Raw genomic sequence first — 19719 nt, 5'->3', positions numbered from 1 at the left:
GGGTGGTGGTCATACGGCGCCGCCCGCGGCCGGGGTGCGGGTCTTGACCGGCAGGATCGCATGCACGCGGAAACCGCCGCCGTAGCGGGGACCGGTGGTGAGGGTGCCGCGCAGGGCGGTGACCCGCTCGCGCATGCCGAGCAGGCCGTGGCCGCCGCCGCTGTCGGGGTCGTCGTCCTCGCCGGCACCGTTGTCGAGGACGGTGATCTCCAGGTTGGGGCCGACGCGTACGACGCTGACCTCGGCCTTGGCCTCCGTGCCGGCGTGCTTCTGGACGTTGGTGAGGGCTTCCTGGATGACCCGGTAGGCGGCGAGGTCGACGGCGGCGGGGAGGGTGGTGCCGTGGTCGGCGCGGGCGACTTCGACATGGAGGCCCGCGCTGCGGAAGGTGCCGACGAGTTCGTCGAGGCGGGCGAGTCCGGGGGCGGGTTCGGTGGGGGCCTCGGGGTCGCCGGACTGTCTCAGCAGGCCGACGGTGGCGCGGAGTTCGTTGAGCGCGGAACGGCTGGCCTCGCGGACATGGGCGAGGGCTTCCTTGGCCTGGTCGGGGCGCTTGTCCATGACGTGCGCGGCGACTCCGGCCTGGACGTTGACCAGGGCGATGTGGTGGGCGACGACGTCGTGCAGGTCGCGGGCGATACGCAGGCGTTCCTCGGCGACGCGGCGGCGGGCCTCCTCCTCGCGGGTGCGTTCGGCCTTCTCCGCGCGCTCTCTTATGGCCTGGACGAAGGCGCGGCGGCTGCGGACGGCGTCGCCCGCGGTGGCGCCGATACCGGTCCAGGCGAAGATGCCGAGGTTCTCCTGGGCGTACCAGGGCAGCGGTCCGGCGAGCATCGCGGCGCCGGTGAGCACGGTCATGGTGAGCAGGCCGGCCCGCAAGGTGGTGGGGCGGTCGGTGGTGGAGGCGACCGTGAACAGGGCGATGACGGCGGCCATGGCGACGGGAGCACGGGGATCGCCGGTGACGCACTCGATGATGGAGGCGGTGCCGGTGAGGGCGAGGACCGTGAGCGGGGCACGGCGGCGGAAGACCAGGGCCAGCGCCGCGAGGACCATGAGCACGAGGCTGAGGGGGGCCGGGGTGCGCAGGCTCCAGCTGACGGCGTCCTTCTCATGGGGCGCGACGAAGGAGCCGACCATCATGCAGGCGAGGACGCCCACCGCGAGGACGGCGTCCAGGGCCAGGGGATGCGCCTTGAGCTGTTGTTTGGCGCGCTGGAGAGTGCTCACGTCCGCAACGGTACGGGTGCCCCGGCGGGGGCGGAACGGAGGCTGCCTGTACGTCCCGGGTCACCGGGCCGGTGACCCGGTGACCGTCGTCCCCGGGAGCGCACCGTCCGCCCGGTCACCCGGGGATGAGGCCGTCGTCGCTGAGCAGGTCCCGGACCTCCTCCAGGGTGGCGTCCGGGGACGGGAGGATCAGTTCCGAGGGTTCCAGGGAGTCGTCCGGGAGTGGCACGCCCAGCTCGCGGACCCTGGTGAGGAGGGCTTGGAGGGTGCGGCGGAAACCTGGGCCGTCGCCGTTCTCCATCTCGGCCAACAGCTCGTCGTCCAGCTTGTTGAGGTCGGCGAGGTGGCCCTCGGCCAGCCTCACCTGCCCCTCCCCCATGATCCGTACGATCATGTCGCCCTCCTCGGCGTGGGCCCTACTGCTTGTCGAAGCGTGGGGTGTCCTGCGGCTGCTGCTGGGACTGCGACTGGCCGGTGCCGCCCTCGATGGCCTGCTGCGACGACGAGCCTCCCGCCAGCTCCGCCTTCATGCGCTGCAGTTCCAGCTCTACATCCGTACCACCGGAGAGCCGGTCCAGCTCGGCCTGGATGTCGTCCTTGTGCATGCCGGACTGGTCGTCCAGGACGCCGGAGGCGAGCAGTTCGTCGATCGCGCCGGCCCGGGCCTGGAGCTGTGCCGTCTTGTCCTCGGCCCGCTGAATCGCCAGGCCGACGTCGCCCATCTCCTCGGAGATGCCGGAGAACGCCTCGCCGATACGGGTCTGGGCCTGGGCCGCGGTGTACGTCGCCTTGATGGTCTCCTTCTTCGTGCGGAAGGCGTCCACCTTGGCCTGGAGGCGCTGGGCCGCAAGGGTGAGCTTCTCCTCCTCGCCCTGCAACGTGGAGTGCTGTGTCTCGAGGTCCGTCACCTGCTGCTGGAGCGCGGCACGGCGGGACAGCGCCTCGCGGGCGAGGTCCTCCCGGCCGAGCGCGAGCGCCTTGCGGCCCTGGTCCTCCAGCTTGCCCGACTGGGACTGCAGCTGGTTGAGCTGGAGTTCCAGGCGCTTGCGGGAGGTGGCCACGTCGGCCACGCCCCGGCGCACCTTCTGGAGCAGCTCCAGCTGCTTCTGATACGAGTAATCGAGGGTTTCGCGCGGGTCCTCGGCCCGGTCAAGGGCCTTGTTCGCCTTCGCGCGGAAGATCATCCCCATACGCTTCATGACACCGCTCATGGGCTTCGCGCGCCCCCTTCTGACGGACTTCCAGCTCCAGCTCTGCGACAGAACCCACAGTACGGGCCCTGCATCCATTGACGCACTGTTCCGGGACGGATGCGCTCATCCCCAAGGACGACTGACCAATCCCTTGCTCCGGCGTAAGGAGTAGGTGACCTTCAGGGTGAGCAACCGACACCGGACGTCCCCTCTGTCCCCCTACATGACGACTGGTGTTGCCGGATCGTTCCCCACCGGGCTGGGGTCCAACCCCGGACACCCCTTACCCTTGGGTTTTGTGTTCCGTAGCCGTGCCACCAAGGATGAGAAGGCCGCCGTCGCCGACAAGGCGCAGCTGACCGACTCCAAGCAGCCCCGCGACCCGCAGGCCCCCAAGGGCCGGCCCACGCCCAAGCGCAGTGAGGCCCAGTCCCAGCGCCGCAGCGTCGCCCATACGTCGCTGACCCGCAAGGACGCCTCCAAGCGCCAGCGCGAGGAGCGCCGCAGCGCGCTGGAGAGGCAGCGCCAGGCGCTGGCCGGCGGCGACGAGCGGTACCTGCCCGCGCGCGACAAGGGCCCGGTGCGCAAGTTCGCCCGCGACACCATCGACGCGCGCTTCAACGTGGCGGAGTTCTTCCTGCCGATGGCCGTGGTCATCCTCGTGCTGAGCCTGGTGCGGGTGGGTGCGCTGCAGAGCATCGCGCTGCTGCTGTGGCTCGTCGTGATCGTGCTCATCGTGCTCGACTCGATCCTCACCGGTTTCCGTCTGAAGAAGCGGCTCGCCGAGCGCTTCCCGGACCAGAACCGCAAGGGCGCGGTCGCCTACGCCCTGATGCGCTCCCTCCAGATGCGTCGCCTCCGGCTGCCCAAGCCGCAGGTCAAGCGCGGAGAGCGGCCCTGAGTACGACGTCTTTCTCCGGGGGCGCGGCGCATGCCTGGCTGAACAAGCTGGGCGGGCTGCGGAATGTCGTACGACAGGAGCTGGTGGCCCGGCAGCTCGACGAGCAGATAGTCGGTCGGTACCCCGTCGGGAAGCGGCTGCGGGTGCTCGACGTGGGCATGGGTCAGGGCACCCAGGCGCTGCGGCTGGCCCGGGCCGGGCACCAGGTGACCGGGCTCGAACAGGACTCCACGATGGTCGCGGCGGCCCGGGAGTCCCTGTCCGCCGAGCCCGAGGGCATCCGGGAGCGGATGCGGATCATCGAGGGCGACGGCCGGGACACCGGGGTGCACTTCCTGCCGGGCAGCTTCGACGTGGTGCTGTGCCACGGGGTGCTCATGTACGTCGAGGAGCCGGATCCGCTCCTTGCGGGGCTGGCGCGGATGCTGGCACCGGGCGGGCTGCTGTCGTTGCTCGTGCGCAACGCCGACGCGCTGGCGATGCGGCCGGGGCTGACCGGGGACTGGGCCGGTGCGCTGGGCGCCTTCGACACCACCGCGTACCGCAACCGGCTCGGGCTCGATGTGCGGGCCGACCGGCTGAGCACGCTGACCGCGACGCTCGCCGGCATCGGGGCGCCTCTCCAGGCCTGGTACGGCGTGCGGGTGTTCACGGACACGGCAGCGGACGACACCGAGGCGCCGGCCGACGTGGAGGCGCTGCTGGCCTGCGAGGAGCGGGCCGGGCGGACGGATCCGTACCGGGGGGTCGCCGCGCTGCTGCACCTGTGCGGAGTGCGGGGCTGAGCGCTCTGTCGCTGTGCGGAGGCGGGCGAGGGGGCCATGGCACCCTCGCCCGCCGAGGTCAGGCCTCCTCGGCCGCGCGCAGGCTCATCGGGCCGTAGATCTCCGTGGCGTCCTCGAACAGCCGTACCTGTTCCGCGCCGCCCGCGAGCAGGTCCTTCCAGTACTCGCCGAGCCACGACTCGGCGTCTCCCTGGGTGGTGAACTCCTCGGGCTCCACGGCGGGCTGGGTCTCCGCGCCGTCGGCCTTCTCGAATCGCCAGGTCCATGTCGCCATGCGAGCCTCCCGTGTTTGATCCGTTACGAAGAGCACCCTAAGCGGTAGTTCGTCGGCTGCGGGCCCGCGGGGGTTGCTCGCGCGCAAGATCAACGGGGACCGGCGAGAATCGTCTCCGTGGAACTCACTCTGCTCGGGACCGGTGCCCCCAACGGCCTTCCTCGCCCCGGTTGTCCCTGTGCCGCCTGTGCGGTCGCCGTCGGGGCGGACGCACGGGGTGCCACCTCCGTCCTCGTCGACGAGGCCCTGCTGCTCGATCTCACCCCCGGTGCCGCCTTCGCGGCCGCCCGCGCCGGGCACACGCTCGGTGGCGTACGACAGGTTCTGCTGTCGCACCCCCACGACGGGCCCCCGGTCGAGGTGCCCGCCGGGCTTCCGCAGCCGGGGCGGGTGCCGGACGGGCGGGAGCTGGCGCTGCTGACCGGGCATCGGGTGCGGGCCGTGGCGATGGACGCGCCGGGGACCGGGTACGCCGTCACCGGGCCCGACGGGCAGCGGGCGCTGTATCTGCCGCCGGGGGGTTCGCCCGCCGGGCTGGAGGAAGGGACCGTCGAGTCGTACGACATGGTGCTCGCCGATGTCGTACGGCGGCCGGACGCGCTGGCCCGGCTGCGGGCCGTGGGCGCTGTCGGTCCCACGACGGATGTCGTCGCCGTGCATATCGATCATGACGTGCCACCGGGGGCCGAGTTGCGGCGGCGGCTGGCCGCGGCGGGAGCGCGGGCCGTGCCCGACGGGACGACTCTGGTGGTCGGGGTCTACGAGGACGTACCGGATGTGCCGCGGCGGACGCTGGTGCTGGGCGGGGCGCGGTCCGGGAAGTCGGTGGAGGCCGAGCGACGGCTGGAGGCCTTCCCCGAGGTGCTGTACGTGGCGACCGGTGGCTCGCGGAACGGGGACACCGAGTGGGCCTCCCGGGTTTCCGCCCATCGGGAGCGGCGGCCCGGGTCGTGGCGTACGGCCGAGACGTGCGATCTGGTGCCGCTGCTGAAGGACGACGGGGCGCCACTGCTGATCGACTGTCTGTCGCTGTGGCTGACGGACGCGATGGACGCCGTGGGAGCGTGGGACGACGCGGAGTGGGCCGGCGGCGGGGAACGCGAACTGCGGGCGCGGGTGCGGGAGTTGACGGACGCGGTGCGGGGCGCCCGGCGGACCGTGGTGGCCGTGTCCAATGAGGTGGGGTCGGGGATCGTGCCGGCCACCGCGTCCGGGCGCCGGTACCGGGACGAACTGGGACGGCTGAACGCGGCGTTCGCGGGCGAGTGCGAGCAGGTGGTGCTGGTGGTGGCGGGGCAGGCGATGGTGCTACGGGGCTGAGGTGTCCGCGTTCTTGCGGGCGATCACCCGGTACGCCTTCGCGAAGCGGGTGCCGGCGAGGAGGAGGGCCAGGGCGTGGTCCAGCGCTCTCGCGGCGGAGGCCAGCGGTCCGGTCGCCCTCAGGGGCAGGCGGGTCGTCACACGGCCCGGGATGTGCGCGGATCTGCGGGCCGTGGTGACGATCGTGCAGCCCTGGGACTCCAACTCGGCGCGGGGGTCGGCCGGGCATTCCACGAGCAGGTGACCGCCGGGGCGCAGGACGGCGAGGGCCGCCTGGAAATCCGCGGTGCGGGGCCGCTGGTTCAGCAGACTGACCACGTCGTAGCGGGCGCGGAGACGGGCGGTGATCCGTGGGTCCGTCAGCCGGCCGACGTGGCCTTCCTCCAGGCGTTCGACCACCTGGGCGTGCACGACACGGGGGCTGGGGTCCAGGCCGTCGAAGGCCGTGTAGGGGAAGAACGTTCTCGCCGCCTCCGGGAAGTCCGCGTCCCCCGTCTCCACGTCCAACCAGCTCTCCGGTTCGGGGAACGGCAGCATCGCGCGGGCGGTGGAGCGAAGACGCCGTACGGAAGGGGCGGTTGGTGCGGGCATGAGGCCTCCCGGGAACGTACGGCAATTCGCTGCAAATCGGAACGTATGGGATCCCGATCCCGGGTGCAATGACGTCATGGCCACGTGGCGCCCCCGTGTTCGATCAGGGCCGGTACTGTTCGGCGAATGAGCTCGCTTAATCTCGACGACTTCACCGATCTGATCGAGCGCCCCGACGGCGGGGTGCGTCGCGACGCCGAGGCGCGCAGGGAGCGTCAGATCGTGCCGCCCGGGGCGCTGGGCCGCCTCGACGACCTGGGTGAGTGGCTGGCCGCGGCGCAGTCGGCCGTACCGGTACGGCCGGTCGAACGGCCGCGGGTCGTGCTGTTCGCCGGTGACCACGGGGTCGCCGAACTGGGCGTCTCGGGGCGGGCCGCGGGCAGCGCCTCGGAGGTGGTGCGGGAGGTCCTGGAGGGCGGCCGTCCGGTGTCGATCCTCGCGCGACGGCTGGGTGTGCCGGTGCGGGTCGTCGACATGGCCCTGGACTGCGACCCGGCCGAGCTGCCGGAGGATGTCGTACGGCATCGGGTGCGGCGCGGGAGCGGTCGTATCGACGTCGAGGACGCGTTGACCCTGGAGGAGGCCGAGGCCGCCTTCCGGGCCGGGGTCGCGGTGGCCGACGAGGAGGCCGACTCCGGTACCGATCTCGTCGTGCTCGGCGATGTGAGCGTGGGCGGGACCACGGTGGCCGGGGTGCTGGTCGCCGCGCTGTGCGGGACCGACGCCTCCGTCGTGACCGGACGGGGCGGGACCGGGATCGACGACCTGGCCTGGATGCGCAAGTGCGCGGCGATCCGGGACGCACTGCGGCGGGCGCGGCCGGTGCTCGGGGACCAGTTGCAGTTGCTGGCGACCGTCGGCGGCGCCGACCTCGCCGCGATCACCGGCTTTCTCCTCCAGAGCGCGGTGCGCAAGCTGCCCGTCGTGCTGGACGGAGTGGTCGTGGCCGCCTGTGCGCTGGTGGGTCAGCGGATCGCGTTCCGGGCGCCGGACTGGTGGCTGGCCGGGCAGAACAGCGGTGAGCCGGGGCAGACGAAGGCGCTGGACCGGATGGCCCTGGAACCCCTGCTCGACCATGCTGTGACGGTCGGGGAGGGTGCGGGCGGACTGCTGGCGCTGCCGCTGGTGCAGGCCGCGGCGGCGCTGGCCGCCGAGCTGCCGGAGAAGCCCGCGGTTTCCGAGGAGGAGCCGGAGAAGGTGTCCGACGAGGAGTAGTCCGGGACAGGTGGGTGCCCTTGCGACAGAATCGCCGGCGCAAAGGGCATGATCGCCCTTCATGGGAGATGTCCGAGTTGCACCTGTTCGGAATGTCCGCCGGTCCACCGGCGCCTCGCGGCGGGCCGCCGGTTTCGCCGTCTGGTACCTGCGGGTCGTCGCGTTCGTCAACTTCCTCAGCGCGGTGTGGGTCTCGCTGGGGCAGGACGTGCGGCGGCACAACCAGCAGGACTTCTTCACGCCGTATCTGCTGACGGCGGGCTTCGCCTCCGGGGTGTTCACGGCCTTCCTCGCCATCACCATGCGGCGGCGCAAGCGCGCGGCGTGGATCCTGAACCTGGTGCTGTCGGGGGCGTTCCTCGCGCTGTTCGTCCTCGCGATGGCGTTCCCGGAGATCCGCCGGTACGCGCAGAACTGGATCTCGCTCGGCCTCACGGCCGCGTTCGTCACCGCGCTGCTCGTCGGCCGGCGGGAGTTCTACGCCAAGGGCGACCGGTCCAATCCGCGGCTCGCCGCCGCCGTGGCCGTGGGCGGACTGCTGGTGTCCTCGTTGCTGGCCGCGCTGCTGGTGACCGTCACCAACAAGGCCTCGAGGTCCTCGTCCTTCGGGGAGCGGTGGTGGTACGGCACGCTGCGGCTGGTCTCCGTCGCCGCCGACGACTCCCGCTTCGACGGGATCCTGACGCCGAACTGGGTCAACGTCGTCATCAACGTGCTCAGTACGATCCTCGTCCTCGCCGTCTTCTACGCCGCCTTCCGCTCCCGGCGTGCGGTCGACCCGCTCACCGAGGACGACGAGCGGCGCCTGAGGGAGCTGCTGGAGCGGCACGGCGAGCGGGACTCGCTCGGGTACTTCGCGCTGCGCAGGGAGAAGAGCGTCGTCTGGTCGCCGACCGGGAAGGCGGCGGTGACCTACCGGGTCGTCAGCGGGGTCTCGCTGGCCTCCGGCGATCCGATCGGTGACCCGGAGGCCTGGCCGGGGGCGATCGAGCCGTGGCTCGCCGAGGCGCGGGCGCACGGGTGGCTGCCGGCAGTGATGGGCGCGGGTGAGGACGCGGGGACGGTGTACGCGCGGCACGGCCTGAACGCGCTGGAACTGGGCGACGAGGCGATCGTCGAGGTCGCCGAGTTCACGCTGGAGGGGCGGGCGATGCGGACCGTCCGGCAGGCCTACAACCGGGTCAAACGGGCCGGGTACACGGTACGGATCCGGCGCCACGAGGACATCCTCGCCGAGGAGATGGCGGCTCTCGTACGGCGTGCGGACGACTGGCGGGACGGTGCCACCGAGCGCGGGTTCAGCATGGCGCTGGGGCGGCTCGGGGATCCGGAGGACGGCCGGTGCGTCGCGCTGGAGTGCAGGGCCGGCGACGGTGAGCTGAAGGCGGTGCTCTCCTTCGTGCCGTGGGGACCGCACGGGCTGTCCCTGGACCTCATGCGCCGGGACCGCGACGCGGACAACGGGCTCATGGAGTTCATGGTCATCGAGCTGCTGAACCGGGCCCAGGAGATTCAGATCACCCAGGTCTCGCTCAACTTCGCCATGTTCCGTTCGGTCTTCGAACGTGGTGCACGTCTTGGTGCCGGGCCGGTGCTGCGGCTGTGGCGGTCGCTGCTCAGCTTCTTCTCGCGCTGGTGGCAGATCGAGTCCCTGTACCGGGCCAACGCCAAGTACCGGCCCATCTGGGAACCGCGGTTCCTGCTGTTCGAGAAGAGCGCGGACCTGCCGCGCATCGGCATCGCCTCGGCCCGCGCGGAGGGGTTCCTGGAGGTGCCGGGACTGCCGGGGTGGCTGCGGCGGCGGGAGCACCTGAGTACGCACAGATGAGGACCATGGGATGAAGACGCTCGCCCGCTGGGCCCGCGCGGAGTGGGGGCCGCTGTACGTCACCGTGCGCGGACCGCTGCTGCGACGGAAGTGGCGGGCGGTCCCCCTGGCGTTGACGGCCGTCGGGCTGACGGCGGCCCTGCACGTCGTGCACAACCGGTCGTGGGGCTACGACGTCGTCCAGGACGTCGGTGCCGTACGCGCCGCGGACCCGCTGTGGCTCGCCCTGCTCCGCACCCCTCTCTCCCTGTTCGTGCCGGCCCTGGACCTGCCGGTGTGGGGCGCGCTGGCGCAGATCCTGTTCGTCTTCGGGATCGCCGAGATCTGTCTGGGCCGGTGGCGGACGCTCGCTGTGGCCTACGCGGCCACGCTCGCCGGAACGCTGTACGCGCGCGTGGGCATCTGGCTGGGCCCCGACAGCCCACTCGGCCTGTCCGCCTCGGACGCGCACGTCGTCGACACCGGCCCGTCGGCGGCCGTGGTGGGCCTCGCCGTCTTCGTCGGCCTGCGCTACGGCGCCCGGGTCACCGCGGGTGCCGTCATCGCGTCGATGGTGGCGGAGGTGCTGGTGAAGGAGAACCTCGCCGGCAAGGAACACCTGGCGGCGATCGCGGCGATGCTGGTGCTGTGCGGAATCCCGGCGGCACGTCGGCGGCGCGTGAGGGAAGAGGCCGGGTCGGGGCTGCCGCCGGGCGAGCCCTGAGACGAGCGCCGCGCGTACACCGACGCCGCGTCCTCACCCGCGCCCGTCACCGCCGGCAGCCACCCGTGCGCCCGCGCCTCGGCGAGCCACGGCTCGATCGCCCCCGGCCAGGCCTCCGGGTCGCCGATCCGATCGCCGACGACCCGGTAGGTCACCGCCGCCTTCCCGGTCGGCGACCGGACGACGCTCTTCTCCCTACGCAGCGCGTGCGACCCCGGGCCCCGGAAACCGGCATGGACGCCGACCGCCCCTCACCACTGACCAGGATCCCCGCGGCGCGTCAGCGGCGTTCCAGCGACGGGGTCGGGTCCGGTTTGCCGCCGATCAGATCCTGGAACTTCCGGCGGGGGCCCGACCAGCGCTTGTCGCGGCGGTAGGCGCGCAGGGTGGCCCGGGCACGGGCGCGCGGGCGGCGGCGGTAGAAGCGCCGGGCCCAGGGGGAACCCGGGCGGGCCAGGCGGATGAGGCCGATCAGGCCGAGGAGCGGGACGATCACGCTGAAGATCGCCATCCGGGTCTTGCCCTTGAGCAGGACGAGCATCGCGAAGAGGAAGTTGACCACCACGCTGGTGATGACGCCGCCGCGGTCCTGGGCCTCCTCCTGCGTCACGTCGTTGACGCCGAACGGCGAGAATCCCGCGAGCATGAGGCCGACCAGCGCCGCGGTGAGGACGACGACCTCGACACTCTTGCGGCCCTCCTCGGTCCAGTAGACGTCATCGAGATGCAGGATCAGCGCGAACTCGTCCAGCACCAGACCCGCGCCCATGCCGAAGACGACCGCGCACAGCCCCGCCACGAAGCCGTGCCGCCCGCTCGTGACCGCGCCGAAGCCGCCGACGACGGTGAGAACGACTCCGGGCACCACGTGGTGGATGTGCACCCCTCCGGTGCTGACGTTGCCGAAGGGGCCCTTGCCCGCCCGGATGAGCCGGGTGATGACCCGCGTGATCAGGAACGTCAGGACGAACGCGGTCAGGGCGAGGAGCAACGGCAGCTTGCCGGGTTCCACGATGTTGCGGTGCAGCCAGTGGCCCATGGACCCAGTCTCGGGTCGGCGGGGGCGGGCCGCCCGACGGCTACGGCGTCCGGGCTACCCTGCCGACGTGTCCATGACCCCACCCCCGCTCGACGGCCTCCGCTTCGCCTTCGGCACGCTCAGCGTGCTCCCCGTGAAGGTGACCCGCTGGGACCGGGAGGCGGCACGTGGCGGAATGCTGTGCGCTCCGCTGGTCGGGGTGGCGGTGGGGTGCGTGTCGGCCGCGCTGGGCCTCCTGCTCCTGGCCCTGGGCTCCTCCGCACTGCTCGCCGCGGTCGCCACGGTCGCCGTACCGGCGGTCCTCACGCGGGGCCTGCACCTCGACGGCCTCGCGGACACCGCCGACGGCCTGGGCAGCGGCAAGCCCGCCGAGGACGCCCTGCGGATCATGAAGCAGTCGGACATCGGACCGTTCGGGGTGCTCGCCCTCGTCTTCGTGCTGCTCGCCCAGGTGGCCGCGCTGTCGCAGCTGTACGGCGACTCGTGGGCGCGGGGTGCGACGGCGGCCGTGGTCTCGGCGACGGCCGCGCGCCTGGCCTTGACGCTGGCGGCCCGCGCCGGGGTCCCGCCGGCCAGGCCGGAGGGACTGGGGGCCGCGGTGGCGGGCGTGGTCCCCGTACGAGGTGCGGTGCTGGTGGCCGTCGCGGTGACGCTGGCGGCGGCCGGAGCGGGGGCGCCCTTCGGGTCGTACGACGTCGTCCGCACGGTTCTGGCGGTCGCCGCCGCCGGGGGAGCGGCCGAGCTTCTCCTGCGGCACTGCACGCGCCGCTTCGGCGGAGTGACCGGGGACGTGTTCGGAGGGCTGGCGGAGACGGCGGCGACGACGGCACTGGTGATCCTGTCGATGAACGTCTAGCAGGCCTCGCGCCACACCCCGAGTTCGTACTTCTTCAGCATCGAACTCAGCTTCAGCCGCCGGGACTCGGCGCAGAAGCGGCTGGTGGGCAGTTCGTACTCGACGTGGAAGACCGCCTTGTCCGCCGTGATGAACGGCTCCATGTCCCCGCATTCGGCGTACTGCGCGCACTGCTCGTTGACCGCGAAGTCGAAGTCCCCCACCAGCTCCGGGATCTGGTCGAGGTCGTTCTTCAGACCGACCGACAGTCCGCGGTCGTGGGCCATGTCGGCGATCAGACGGTTGTAGCGGAGCTGGTCCGCCGCCGTGAGTTCGAAGCCCGTGCGGTTCTTGTAGCCGTCCATGTTGTCCGGCTCCACCGCGTCGAAGCCCTTCTCGCGGCACATGTCGAGGCGGTCCGCCATCAGCGGTTCCAGGGCGTCCGTGGCGCGGATGTCGAGCCAGCGCTCCCCCTCCCAGCCGTTGCCGCGCCCGATCACCGACTTGGGGAACGTGTCGGCGTCGGGCCGCCAGTCCTCCCATGCGCCGGTGGAGAGGTAGCAGATGGCCTTGCGGCCCTTGCGGTGCAGGGACGACACGACCGCTTCGGACTGGTCGAAGCCGTCGATGTCGTACACCGGCACGTCCACGGACGTGTCGACACGTCCGGTCAGCTGCCACTGCCAGGCGACGCCGGGGCGGGGCCGCCAACGGGAGTCACCGGACGCGGAGTCGGGGGTGGTCGAGCATCCCGTCACCAGGAGGAGCAGGGTGACGAGCAGGAGAGGGCGCTTCAACGGACAGGCTCCAGACGGTGCGACGGCGTACCCAGGGATGATCTCGTGTGCCGCAGCCGGAGGTACGCTCGGCCGACCCGAGCGTAGGCTCGTCCCGGGTGGTCGCCGGCAGGGGTGAAGGCCCCGATCGGGACCCGTGCTCGGACACGAAATAGGGTCGGCCGTCGGGCCCGGTCGACCCACCCGCTCGACCCCAGCAACTTCACATCGGAAGCGAGAATTCACCACCGTGACTGCTCTCACTCTCAGCACCTCCGCGGCGCCCGGCCTGCGGGCCGACGCGATCGTGATCGGTGTCGCCAAAGGCGCGAAGGGCCTGGTAGTGGCGCCGGGCGCCGAATCCGTGGACAAGGCCTACGACGGCAGGCTCGCCGGCGTCCTGGAGACCCTCGGTGCCTCCGGCGCCGAGGGCGAGGTGACGAAGCTGCCGGCGCCCTCCGGCATCAAGTCGCCGCTCGTGGTGGCCGTGGGCCTGGGCGCCGAGCCCGAGAAGGACTCCTCCTTCGACCCGGAGGCGCTGCGCAAGGCCGCCGGTGTCGCCGCCCGCGCGCTGGTCGGCGCGAAGAAGGCCGTGTTCGTACTGCCGCTCGGCGACGCCGCCGACCTCGGCGCGGTCGCCGAGGGCGTGCTGCTCGGGGCGTACTCCTTCACGGCCTACAAGGAGAATGCGCCTTCGAAAAACGACGCCAAGGCGAAGAACGGCAAGGCGCCGCTGGCCGAAGCCACGCTGCTCGGCGGCAAGCCGCGGGATGCCGCGTACAAGGCCGCACTCGCCCGGGCCGCCGCCGTCGCCGAGGAGCTCAACCGCGCGCGCGACCTCATCAACATGCCGCCGAACGACCTGAACCCCGAGGTGTTCGCCTCGATCGTGCAGGCCGCGGGCAAGGAGCACGGCCTCAAGGTGCAGGTGCTCGACGTGAAGGCGCTGGAGAAGGGCGGCTACGGCGGCATCCTCGGCGTCGGCGCCGGATCGGCGTCGGGGCCGCGGCTGGTGAAGCTGTCGTACACCTCGTCCAAGGCGAAGAAGCACCTCGCGCTGGTCGGCAAGGGGATCACGTACGACTCGGGCGGCATCTCGCTGAAGCCGGCGGGTCACAACGAGACGATGAAGTGCGACATGAGCGGGGCGGCGGCGGTGTTCGCGGCCGTGGTCTCGGCCGCGCGTCTGGGGCTCGAGGTCAACGTCACCGGGTGGCTGGCGCTCGCCGAGAACATGCCGTCGGGGTCGGCCACGCGCCCCGGTGACGTGCTGCGGATGTACAGCGGCAAGACCGTGGAGGTGCTCAACACCGACGCGGAGGGGCGGCTCGTCCTCGCGGACGCTCTGTGGGCGGCGTCCCAGGAGAAGCCGGACGCCATCGTGGACGTCGCGACCCTCACCGGCGCGATGATGCTGGCGCTCGGCAGCCGGACCTTCGGGATCATGGCCAACGACGACGCGTTCCGCTCCGCGGTGTACGAGGCCGCCGAGGAGGTCGGGGAGCCTGCCTGGCCGATGCCGCTGCCGGAGCACCTGCGCAAGGGCATGGACTCTCCCACCGCCGACATCGCGAACATGGGCGAGCGGATGGGCGGTGGGCTGGTCGCCGGGCTCTTCCTGCGGGAGTTCGTGGGTGAGGGGATCACCTGGGCGCACCTGGACATCGCGGGTCCCGCGTTCAACGACGGGGGGCCGTTCGGGTACACGCCGAAGGGCGGGACGGGGTCGGCGGTGCGGACGCTGGTGCGGCTGGCCGAGCTGACTGCCTCGGGTGACCTGGGGTGATGTTCGCCCAATAGCTCGGTGCCATCGGTTGAGTGGCATCCACAGGGGCGTGGGGGCTGGTCGAGCCACGCGGCACAGCCGCAAGGGGATACAGCCCCGCGTTCCTGAGCTGCCTCACCATGTCCCCTCTTCTCATGTGAGCGTGTGGTGTCTCACACCCCGGCCCGGCGTCTCGTTCAGGGCTGACAAGTGCGAAGATGGGGCTCGGCAGGACAGGGCCCCCACCACAGGGCCGAAGAAAGAGCGGCCGGACACCAGCCGCCGCGCGGTCACTGGAGACCGGCGTACGGCGCACATGCATGGAGGACGTGACGTGGCGAACGACGCCAGCACCGTTTTCGACCTAGTGATCCTCGGCGGTGGTAGTGGCGGTTACGCCGCGGCCCTGCGCGGGGCTCAGCTGGGGCTTGACGTCGCCCTGATCGAGAAGGACAAGGTCGGCGGTACCTGCCTGCACCGGGGATGCATCCCCACCAAGGCCCTGCTGCACGCGGGCGAGATCGCCGACCAGGCCCGCGAGAGCGAGCAGTTCGGTGTGAAGGCCACCTTCGAGGGCATCGACATCGCCGGGGTGCACAAGTACAAGGACGGCGTGGTCGCCGGCCTGTACAAGGGCCTCCAGGGGCTTGTCGCCTCCCGGAAGGTCCACTACATCGAGGGTGAGGGCCGGCTGTCGTCGCCGACCTCCGTCGATGTCAACGGACAGCGCATCCAGGGCCGCCACGTGCTCCTCGCGACCGGCTCCGTGCCGAAGTCGCTGCCGGGCCTGGAGATCGACGGCAACCGGATCATCTCCTCGGACCACGCCCTCGTCCTGGACCGCGTGCCGAAGTCCGCGATCATCCTGGGCGGCGGTGTCATCGGCGTCGAGTTCGCCTCGGCGTGGAAGTCCTTCGGGTCGGACATCACGATCATCGAGGGTCTCAAGCACCTCGCTCCCCTCGAGGACGAGAACTCCTCCAAGCTGCTCGAGCGCGCCTTCCGCAAGCGCGGGATCAAGTTCAACCTGGGCACCTTCTTCCAGAAGGCCGAGTACACCCAGGCCGGCGTCAAGGTCACCCTCGCCGACGGCAAGGAGTTCGAGGCCGAGGTGCTGCTGGTGGCCGTCGGCCGCGGGCCCGTCTCCGCCGGTCTCGGCTACGAGGAGCAGGGCGTCGCGATGGACCGCGGCTACGTCCTGGTCGACGAGTACATGCGCACCAACGTCCCGACCATCTCCGCCGTCGGTGACCTGGTCCCCACGCTCCAGCTCGCGCACGTCGGCTTCGCCGAGGGCATCCTGGTCGCGGAGCGTCTGGCCGGTCTGAAGACCGTTCCGCTCGACTACGACGGCGTCCCGCGGGTGACCTACTGCCACCCCGAGGTCGCCTCCGTGGGCATCACCGAGGCCAAGGCCAAGGAGATCTACGGCGCGGACAAGGTCGTCGCTCTCAAGTACAACCTCGCGGGCAACGGCAAGAGCAAGATCCTGAACACCGCGGGCGAGATCAAGCTCGTCCAGGTGAAGGACGGTGCAGTGGTCGGCGTCCACATGGTCGGCGACCGCATGGGCGAGCAGGTCGGCGAGGCCCAGCTGATCTACAACTGGGAGGCGCTGCCGGCCGAGGTCGCCCAGCTCATCCACGCCCACCCGACGCAGAACGAGGCGCTCGGCGAGGCGCACCTGGCCCTTGCGGGCAAGCCGCTGCACGCGCACGACTGATCCCTCGGTCGACGAAGCGACGATCACAGACTTCCGCAATTCGTAAGGAGCAACCGAAACCATGGCGGTTTCCGTAACCCTTCCGGCGCTCGGCGAGAGCGTCACCGAGGGCACCGTCACCCGCTGGCTGAAGGCCGAGGGTGAGCGTGTAGAGGCCGACGAGCCGCTGCTCGAGGTGTCGACCGACAAGGTCGACACCGAGATCCCCTCCCCCGCCGCCGGCGTCCTGGCCTCCATCAAGGTCGCCGAGGACGAGACGGTCGAGGTCGGCGCCGAGCTGGCCGTGATCGACGACGGCACCGGCGCCCCCGCCGCTGCCCCGGCACCGGCCGCCGAGCCGGTCGCCGAGCCCGCCCCGGAGCCGGCTCCGGCCGCCCCGTCCACCGAGCAGGCCGCCCCCGCGCCGGCTCCCACCGCCGAGGCCGCTTCCGGCGGCGGCTCCGCCGAGGGCACGGACGTCGTCCTGCCCGCGCTGGGCGAGTCCGTCACCGAGGGCACCGTCACCCGGTGGCTGAAGGAGGTCGGCGAGGAGGTCGCGGAGGACGAGCCCCTGCTCGAGGTCTCCACCGACAAGGTCGACACCGAGATCCCGTCGCCTGCCGCCGGTGTCCTGCTGGAGATCGTGGTCGGCGAGGACGAGACGGCCGAGGTCGGCGCGAAGCTCGCCGTCATCGGCGCCCCGGGCGCGGCTCCGGCCGCTGCCCCGGCCCCCGCCGCTCCGGCCCCGGCCGCCGAGGCCCCCGCCCCCGCCCCGGCCCCCGCGGCTCCGGCGCCCGCTCCGGCTCCGGCTCCGGCTCCGCAGGCGCCCTCGGCTCCGGCCCCGCAGCAGCAGACGGCTCCGGCTCCCGACCCGGCGCCCGCCGCTCCGGCTCCCGCGCCCGCCCCGGTCACCCCGGCCCCGGCTCCGGCCGCGACCTCCGGTGACGACGGCGCCTACGTCACCCCGCTGGTGCGCAAGCTCGCCGCCGAGAACGGCGTCGACCTGGCCTCCGTCAAGGGCACCGGCGTCGGCGGCCGGGTCCGCAAGCAGGACGTCATCGCCGCCGCCGAGGCCGCGAAGGCCGCCGCCGCTGCTCCGGCTCCGGCCGCTGCCGCCCCGGCTGCCCCCGCCGCCAAGAAGGCGCCGACGCTGGAGGCCTCCCCCCTCCGTGGCCAGACCGTCAAGATGCCGCGCATCCGCAAGGTCATCGGCGACAACATGGTCAAGGCGCTGCACGAGCAGGCTCAGCTGTCCTCGGTCGTCGAGGTCGACGTCACCCGCCTGATGAAGCTGCGCGCCCGTGCCAAGGACGCGTTCGCGGCCCGTGAGGGCGTCAAGCTCTCCCCGATGCCGTTCTTCGTCAAGGCCGCGGCCCAGGCGCTGAAGGCGCACGCGCCCATCAACGCCAAGATCAACGAGGGCGAAGGCACGATCACCTACTTCGACACCGAGAACATCGGTATCGCGGTGGACTCCGAGAAGGGCCTGATGACCCCGGTCATCAAGCACGCGGGCGACCTCAACATCGCCGGCATCGCCAAGGCCACGGCGGAGCTCGCGGGCAAGGTCCGCGCGAACAAGATCACGCCCGACGAGCTGTCCGGCGCGACCTTCACCATCTCCAACACCGGTTCGCGCGGTGCGCTCTTCGACACGATCATCGTGCCGCCGGGCCAGGTCGCGATCCTCGGTATCGGTGCCACGGTGAAGCGTCCGGCGGTCATCGAGACCGAGGAGGGCACGGTCATCGGCGTCCGCGACATGACCTACCTGACCCTCTCCTACGACCACCGTCTGGTGGACGGCGCCGACGCGGCCCGTTACCTGACCGCGGTCAAGGCGATCCTGGAGGCGGGCGAGTTCGAGGTCGAGCTCGGCCTGTAAGCCTCAGAAGTGCCTGTACGGTGCCCCGTCCGGAGCTCTCCGGACGGGGCACCGTCGTCTCACCGGGGCGTCAGCGTCCTGTCCGACCAGCCCCACAGCTCCTCCGCCCACACGTTGGGGATGGACAACTTGGGTGCGGGCGTGAGGTGCCTCGTCCGGTACGCCTTCAGGACGTCGTAGGTGGCGTCCAGGCAGTCCCGGGAGGTGAGTTTCCCGGTCCTCGGGTCGACCCCGACGAGGAAGCCGCGGGCCTCGACCGTGCGGATCATGGCGCGGGCGTTGTTCACGTCATGGGTCGAGGACGTGGTGCAGCGGTAGCGGCTGTAGGGGTGCTCGGACGTGCCGGGGTAATAGGCGTCGGTGGACATGTCGCTGAGCATGCGATCGTACGACCCCTCCGCGTGCCAGGCCCCGATGTCGCCGCCCGGCGGGGTGTACAGCTTCGCGCTGGGGTTCTCGACGGCGCCGTAGACCCAGCGTCCGGTGCCCGGGACCTTGAAACCCCAGCCGACGTGCCCGAACTTCTGTGCCCCGTCGGGCTTGACGAAGACGCAGGCGGCGCCGCTGCTCCGGGTCGCACCCGCCATGCCGGTGATCGCTTCGGTCGCTTCGGTACTGCTCGGTGTCACGTCGGCCGTCGCCCGTGCGACCGATTGAGCGCAGCCCGTCACGGCGACGATCGCGCCGATCACGGCCGCGAACGCCAGTCCGCGCTGTCCCCCGATGTTCATGCCGTCCCCCTGTGGTGCGAAGGGGCGCCCCGCGCGGGAACCCCTGACGAACGCGACACTTCTCAGAGCCGTGGGGTTCCGTGTCTTGACAGAAGTCGTGCGGCTGGGAGCGTGTAAGCCTCGTCTCACCTGCAGGAAAGCGCCCCCGTGCGCCCCTCCCGGACGGGCACTCGGCCTTATTGTCTAAACGTCAAACGCCCTTAAGGAGCTCTCATGACCGCGCCCGTCGTCCACTCGCTGCGCGAACAGATCCGCGAGCACATCGTGGAGGGGATCGTCAGCGGGCGCTGGCAGCCGGGCGAGCGGATCGTGGAGCGCCGTATCGCGACCGAGCTGGAGGTCAGCCAGACGCCGGTGCGGGAGGCGCTGCGCGAGCTGGAGTCGCTGCGGCTGATCGAGTCCGCCCCGAACAAGGGCGTACGGGTGCGGAACCTGACGGCGGCCGACCTGGAGGAGAGCTACCCCGTGCGGGCCGGCCTGGAGGCCATCGCGGCGGAGCTGGCGGCGGAGCGCCTGGCGCAGGACTGCTCGGCCCTGGAACCGCATGTCGCCGCGCTGTACGAGGCCGACCGCGACTCGGACGGCACGGGGCAGGTGCGGCACACGGTGGGTTTCCACCGCGAGCTGGTGCGGGCGGCCGGCAACTCCGTGCTGCTGCACACCTGGGAGGGCCTCGGCATCGAGGTCTTCACCGCCCTGTCGATCCGCTGGCTGGGGACGGTCCAGCAGTCGTACGCGGAGGAGCACGAGGAGCTGGTGGCGGCGTTCAAGCGCCGGGACCCGCGGATCCCCGAGATCGTGAAGGCGCATGTCCTGGGGTGCGCGCCGCGGGCCTGACGCAGCCGAGCACACCCGCGCTCACCTGCGGAAACCCTTCGAAAACAAGGCACCCGGTGTCTCCGTCCGAGGCACCCCGTGCCTACTTTCTCGCCATCGAGAAGTTTTG

The 19719-nt window shown here is 71.6% G+C and carries 19 protein-coding genes and 1 pseudogene; 11 read left to right on the top strand and 9 right to left on the bottom strand.

Features of this window, described 5'->3' with window-relative positions:
* Positions 1-9: 9 nt before the first annotated feature.
* The 3 genes from OG841_RS33755 to OG841_RS33745 form a co-directional block, all read right to left on the bottom strand.
* Positions 10-1230, bottom strand: coding sequence for a sensor histidine kinase (locus tag OG841_RS33755; RefSeq protein ID WP_328637935.1), 1221 nt, complete (start codon positions 1228-1230; stop codon positions 10-12).
* Between the two features lie 115 nt (positions 1231-1345).
* Positions 1346-1624 (bottom strand): PspA-associated protein PspAA, encoded by a 279-nt coding sequence (pspAA, locus tag OG841_RS33750; protein WP_328637936.1) that lies wholly within the window; start codon positions 1622-1624, stop codon positions 1346-1348.
* A 22-nt stretch (positions 1625-1646) separates the two neighbouring features.
* Positions 1647-2429: a PspA/IM30 family protein gene (locus OG841_RS33745; RefSeq protein WP_242435893.1), complete on the bottom strand. Its 783-nt coding sequence runs from the start codon at positions 2427-2429 to the stop codon at positions 1647-1649.
* A 217-nt stretch (positions 2430-2646) separates the two neighbouring features.
* Between OG841_RS33745 and OG841_RS33740 the strand changes: the two genes are divergently transcribed.
* Positions 2647-3324, top strand: coding sequence for a DUF3043 domain-containing protein (locus OG841_RS33740; RefSeq protein WP_328637937.1), 678 nt, complete (start codon positions 2647-2649; stop codon positions 3322-3324).
* Positions 3325-3407: 83 nt separating this feature from the next.
* Positions 3408-4109: a class I SAM-dependent methyltransferase gene (locus OG841_RS33735; protein ID WP_328637938.1), complete on the top strand. Its 702-nt coding sequence runs from the start codon at positions 3408-3410 to the stop codon at positions 4107-4109.
* A 58-nt stretch (positions 4110-4167) separates the two neighbouring features.
* On the opposite strand, the gene OG841_RS33730 is transcribed toward OG841_RS33735, so the two are convergent.
* Positions 4168-4383, bottom strand: coding sequence for a hypothetical protein (locus OG841_RS33730; protein WP_266525765.1), 216 nt, complete (start codon positions 4381-4383; stop codon positions 4168-4170).
* Between the two features lie 117 nt (positions 4384-4500).
* Here OG841_RS33730 and OG841_RS33725 point away from each other — a divergent pair, with 117 nt between their 5' ends.
* Positions 4501-5703: a bifunctional adenosylcobinamide kinase/adenosylcobinamide-phosphate guanylyltransferase gene (locus OG841_RS33725; protein ID WP_371567874.1), complete on the top strand. Its 1203-nt coding sequence runs from the start codon at positions 4501-4503 to the stop codon at positions 5701-5703.
* Here OG841_RS33725 and OG841_RS33720 read toward each other — a convergent pair.
* Complete coding sequence (locus OG841_RS33720) at positions 5692-6294, bottom strand: methyltransferase domain-containing protein (protein ID WP_328637940.1); 603 nt, start codon at positions 6292-6294, stop codon at positions 5692-5694. The genes OG841_RS33725 and OG841_RS33720 overlap by 12 nt on opposite strands.
* Before the next feature lie 126 nt (positions 6295-6420).
* Here OG841_RS33720 and cobT point away from each other — a divergent pair, with 126 nt between their 5' ends.
* The 3 genes from cobT to OG841_RS33705 all read left to right on the top strand — a co-directional run bounded on the left by cobT (position 6421) and on the right by OG841_RS33705 (position 10040).
* Positions 6421-7509, top strand: coding sequence for a nicotinate-nucleotide--dimethylbenzimidazole phosphoribosyltransferase (cobT, locus tag OG841_RS33715; protein ID WP_328637941.1), 1089 nt, complete (start codon positions 6421-6423; stop codon positions 7507-7509).
* Positions 7510-7570: 61 nt separating this feature from the next.
* On the top strand, positions 7571-9337 hold the full coding sequence (locus tag OG841_RS33710; RefSeq protein ID WP_328637942.1) for a phosphatidylglycerol lysyltransferase domain-containing protein: 1767 nt from the start codon (positions 7571-7573) through the stop codon (positions 9335-9337).
* A gap of 10 nt (positions 9338-9347) precedes the next feature.
* The gene (locus OG841_RS33705) at positions 9348-10040 is read left to right on the top strand and encodes a hypothetical protein (RefSeq protein WP_365118291.1); all 693 of its coding nucleotides are present in this window, start codon (positions 9348-9350) and stop codon (positions 10038-10040) included.
* A gap of 8 nt (positions 10041-10048) precedes the next feature.
* Here OG841_RS33705 and OG841_RS33700 read toward each other — a convergent pair.
* Positions 10049-10255: pseudogene (locus OG841_RS33700) on the bottom strand (phosphatidylglycerol lysyltransferase domain-containing protein); the annotation flags it as partial.
* 65 nt (positions 10256-10320) lie between these two features.
* A complete protein-coding gene (locus OG841_RS33695) occupies positions 10321-11079 on the bottom strand; it encodes a hypothetical protein (protein WP_328637944.1) in 759 nt (252 codons plus the stop codon).
* A gap of 73 nt (positions 11080-11152) precedes the next feature.
* Here OG841_RS33695 and OG841_RS33690 point away from each other — a divergent pair, with 73 nt between their 5' ends.
* Positions 11153-11935, top strand: coding sequence for an adenosylcobinamide-GDP ribazoletransferase (locus OG841_RS33690; protein ID WP_365118481.1), 783 nt, complete (start codon positions 11153-11155; stop codon positions 11933-11935).
* On the opposite strand, the gene OG841_RS33685 is transcribed toward OG841_RS33690, so the two are convergent.
* Positions 11932-12711: an endo alpha-1,4 polygalactosaminidase gene (locus tag OG841_RS33685; protein ID WP_328637945.1), complete on the bottom strand. Its 780-nt coding sequence runs from the start codon at positions 12709-12711 to the stop codon at positions 11932-11934. The genes OG841_RS33690 and OG841_RS33685 overlap by 4 nt on opposite strands.
* 229 nt (positions 12712-12940) lie before the next feature.
* On the opposite strand from OG841_RS33685, the gene OG841_RS33680 reads away from it, so the two are divergent.
* The 3 genes from OG841_RS33680 (at position 12941) to sucB (ending at position 18042) form a co-directional block, all read left to right on the top strand.
* A complete protein-coding gene (locus tag OG841_RS33680; protein WP_328637946.1) occupies positions 12941-14476 on the top strand; it encodes a leucyl aminopeptidase in 1536 nt (511 codons plus the stop codon).
* 313 nt (positions 14477-14789) lie between these two features.
* Positions 14790-16178, top strand: a complete 1389-nt coding sequence (gene lpdA / locus OG841_RS33675) for a dihydrolipoyl dehydrogenase (protein ID WP_371567867.1) — start codon at positions 14790-14792, stop codon at positions 16176-16178.
* A 61-nt stretch (positions 16179-16239) separates the two neighbouring features.
* Positions 16240-18042 carry a 2-oxoglutarate dehydrogenase, E2 component, dihydrolipoamide succinyltransferase gene (gene sucB / locus OG841_RS33670; RefSeq protein ID WP_371567864.1) on the top strand — a complete coding sequence of 601 codons (1803 nt, stop codon included), beginning with the start codon at positions 16240-16242 and terminating at the stop codon, positions 18040-18042.
* Between the two features lie 59 nt (positions 18043-18101).
* Here sucB and OG841_RS33665 read toward each other — a convergent pair whose 3' ends face one another.
* A complete protein-coding gene (locus OG841_RS33665) occupies positions 18102-18773 on the bottom strand; it encodes a hypothetical protein (protein WP_371567861.1) in 672 nt (223 codons plus the stop codon).
* Between the two features lie 213 nt (positions 18774-18986).
* Between OG841_RS33665 and OG841_RS33660 the strand changes: the two genes are divergently transcribed.
* Positions 18987-19610 carry a GntR family transcriptional regulator gene (locus OG841_RS33660; protein WP_020115869.1) on the top strand — a complete coding sequence of 208 codons (624 nt, stop codon included), beginning with the start codon at positions 18987-18989 and terminating at the stop codon, positions 19608-19610.
* Positions 19611-19719: the final 109 nt, after the last annotated feature.

The organism is Streptomyces canus, from assembly GCF_041435015.1.
In the GTDB taxonomy this organism is placed as follows: domain Bacteria; phylum Actinomycetota; class Actinomycetes; order Streptomycetales; family Streptomycetaceae; genus Streptomyces; species Streptomyces canus_G.
This window is presented reverse-complemented; position numbering and strand designations above follow the sequence as displayed.

Bases quoted from the DNA above. Each gene is read 5' to 3' on its own strand.
- cobT (WP_328637941.1), top strand. From the start codon at position 6,421: ATGAGCTCGCTTAATCTCGACGACTTCACCGATCTGATCGAGCGCCCC.
- OG841_RS33710 (WP_328637942.1), top strand. From the start codon at position 7,571: ATGGGAGATGTCCGAGTTGCACCTGTTCGGAATGTCCGCCGGTCCACC.
- sucB (WP_371567864.1), top strand. From the start codon at position 16,240: ATGGCGGTTTCCGTAACCCTTCCGGCGCTCGGCGAGAGCGTCACCGAG.
- OG841_RS33695 (WP_328637944.1), bottom strand. From the start codon at position 11,079: ATGGGCCACTGGCTGCACCGCAACATCGTGGAACCCGGCAAGCTGCCG.
- OG841_RS33665 (WP_371567861.1), bottom strand. From the start codon at position 18,773: ATGAACATCGGGGGACAGCGCGGACTGGCGTTCGCGGCCGTGATCGGC.
- OG841_RS33720 (WP_328637940.1), bottom strand. From the start codon at position 6,294: ATGCCCGCACCAACCGCCCCTTCCGTACGGCGTCTTCGCTCCACCGCC.
- OG841_RS33690 (WP_365118481.1), top strand. From the start codon at position 11,153: ATGACCCCACCCCCGCTCGACGGCCTCCGCTTCGCCTTCGGCACGCTC.
- OG841_RS33660 (WP_020115869.1), top strand. From the start codon at position 18,987: ATGACCGCGCCCGTCGTCCACTCGCTGCGCGAACAGATCCGCGAGCAC.
- pspAA (WP_328637936.1), bottom strand. From the start codon at position 1,624: ATGATCGTACGGATCATGGGGGAGGGGCAGGTGAGGCTGGCCGAGGGC.
- OG841_RS33730 (WP_266525765.1), bottom strand. From the start codon at position 4,383: ATGGCGACATGGACCTGGCGATTCGAGAAGGCCGACGGCGCGGAGACC.
- OG841_RS33705 (WP_365118291.1), top strand. From the start codon at position 9,348: ATGAAGACGCTCGCCCGCTGGGCCCGCGCGGAGTGGGGGCCGCTGTAC.
- OG841_RS33745 (WP_242435893.1), bottom strand. From the start codon at position 2,429: ATGAAGCGTATGGGGATGATCTTCCGCGCGAAGGCGAACAAGGCCCTT.
- OG841_RS33740 (WP_328637937.1), top strand. From the start codon at position 2,647: ATGACGACTGGTGTTGCCGGATCGTTCCCCACCGGGCTGGGGTCCAAC.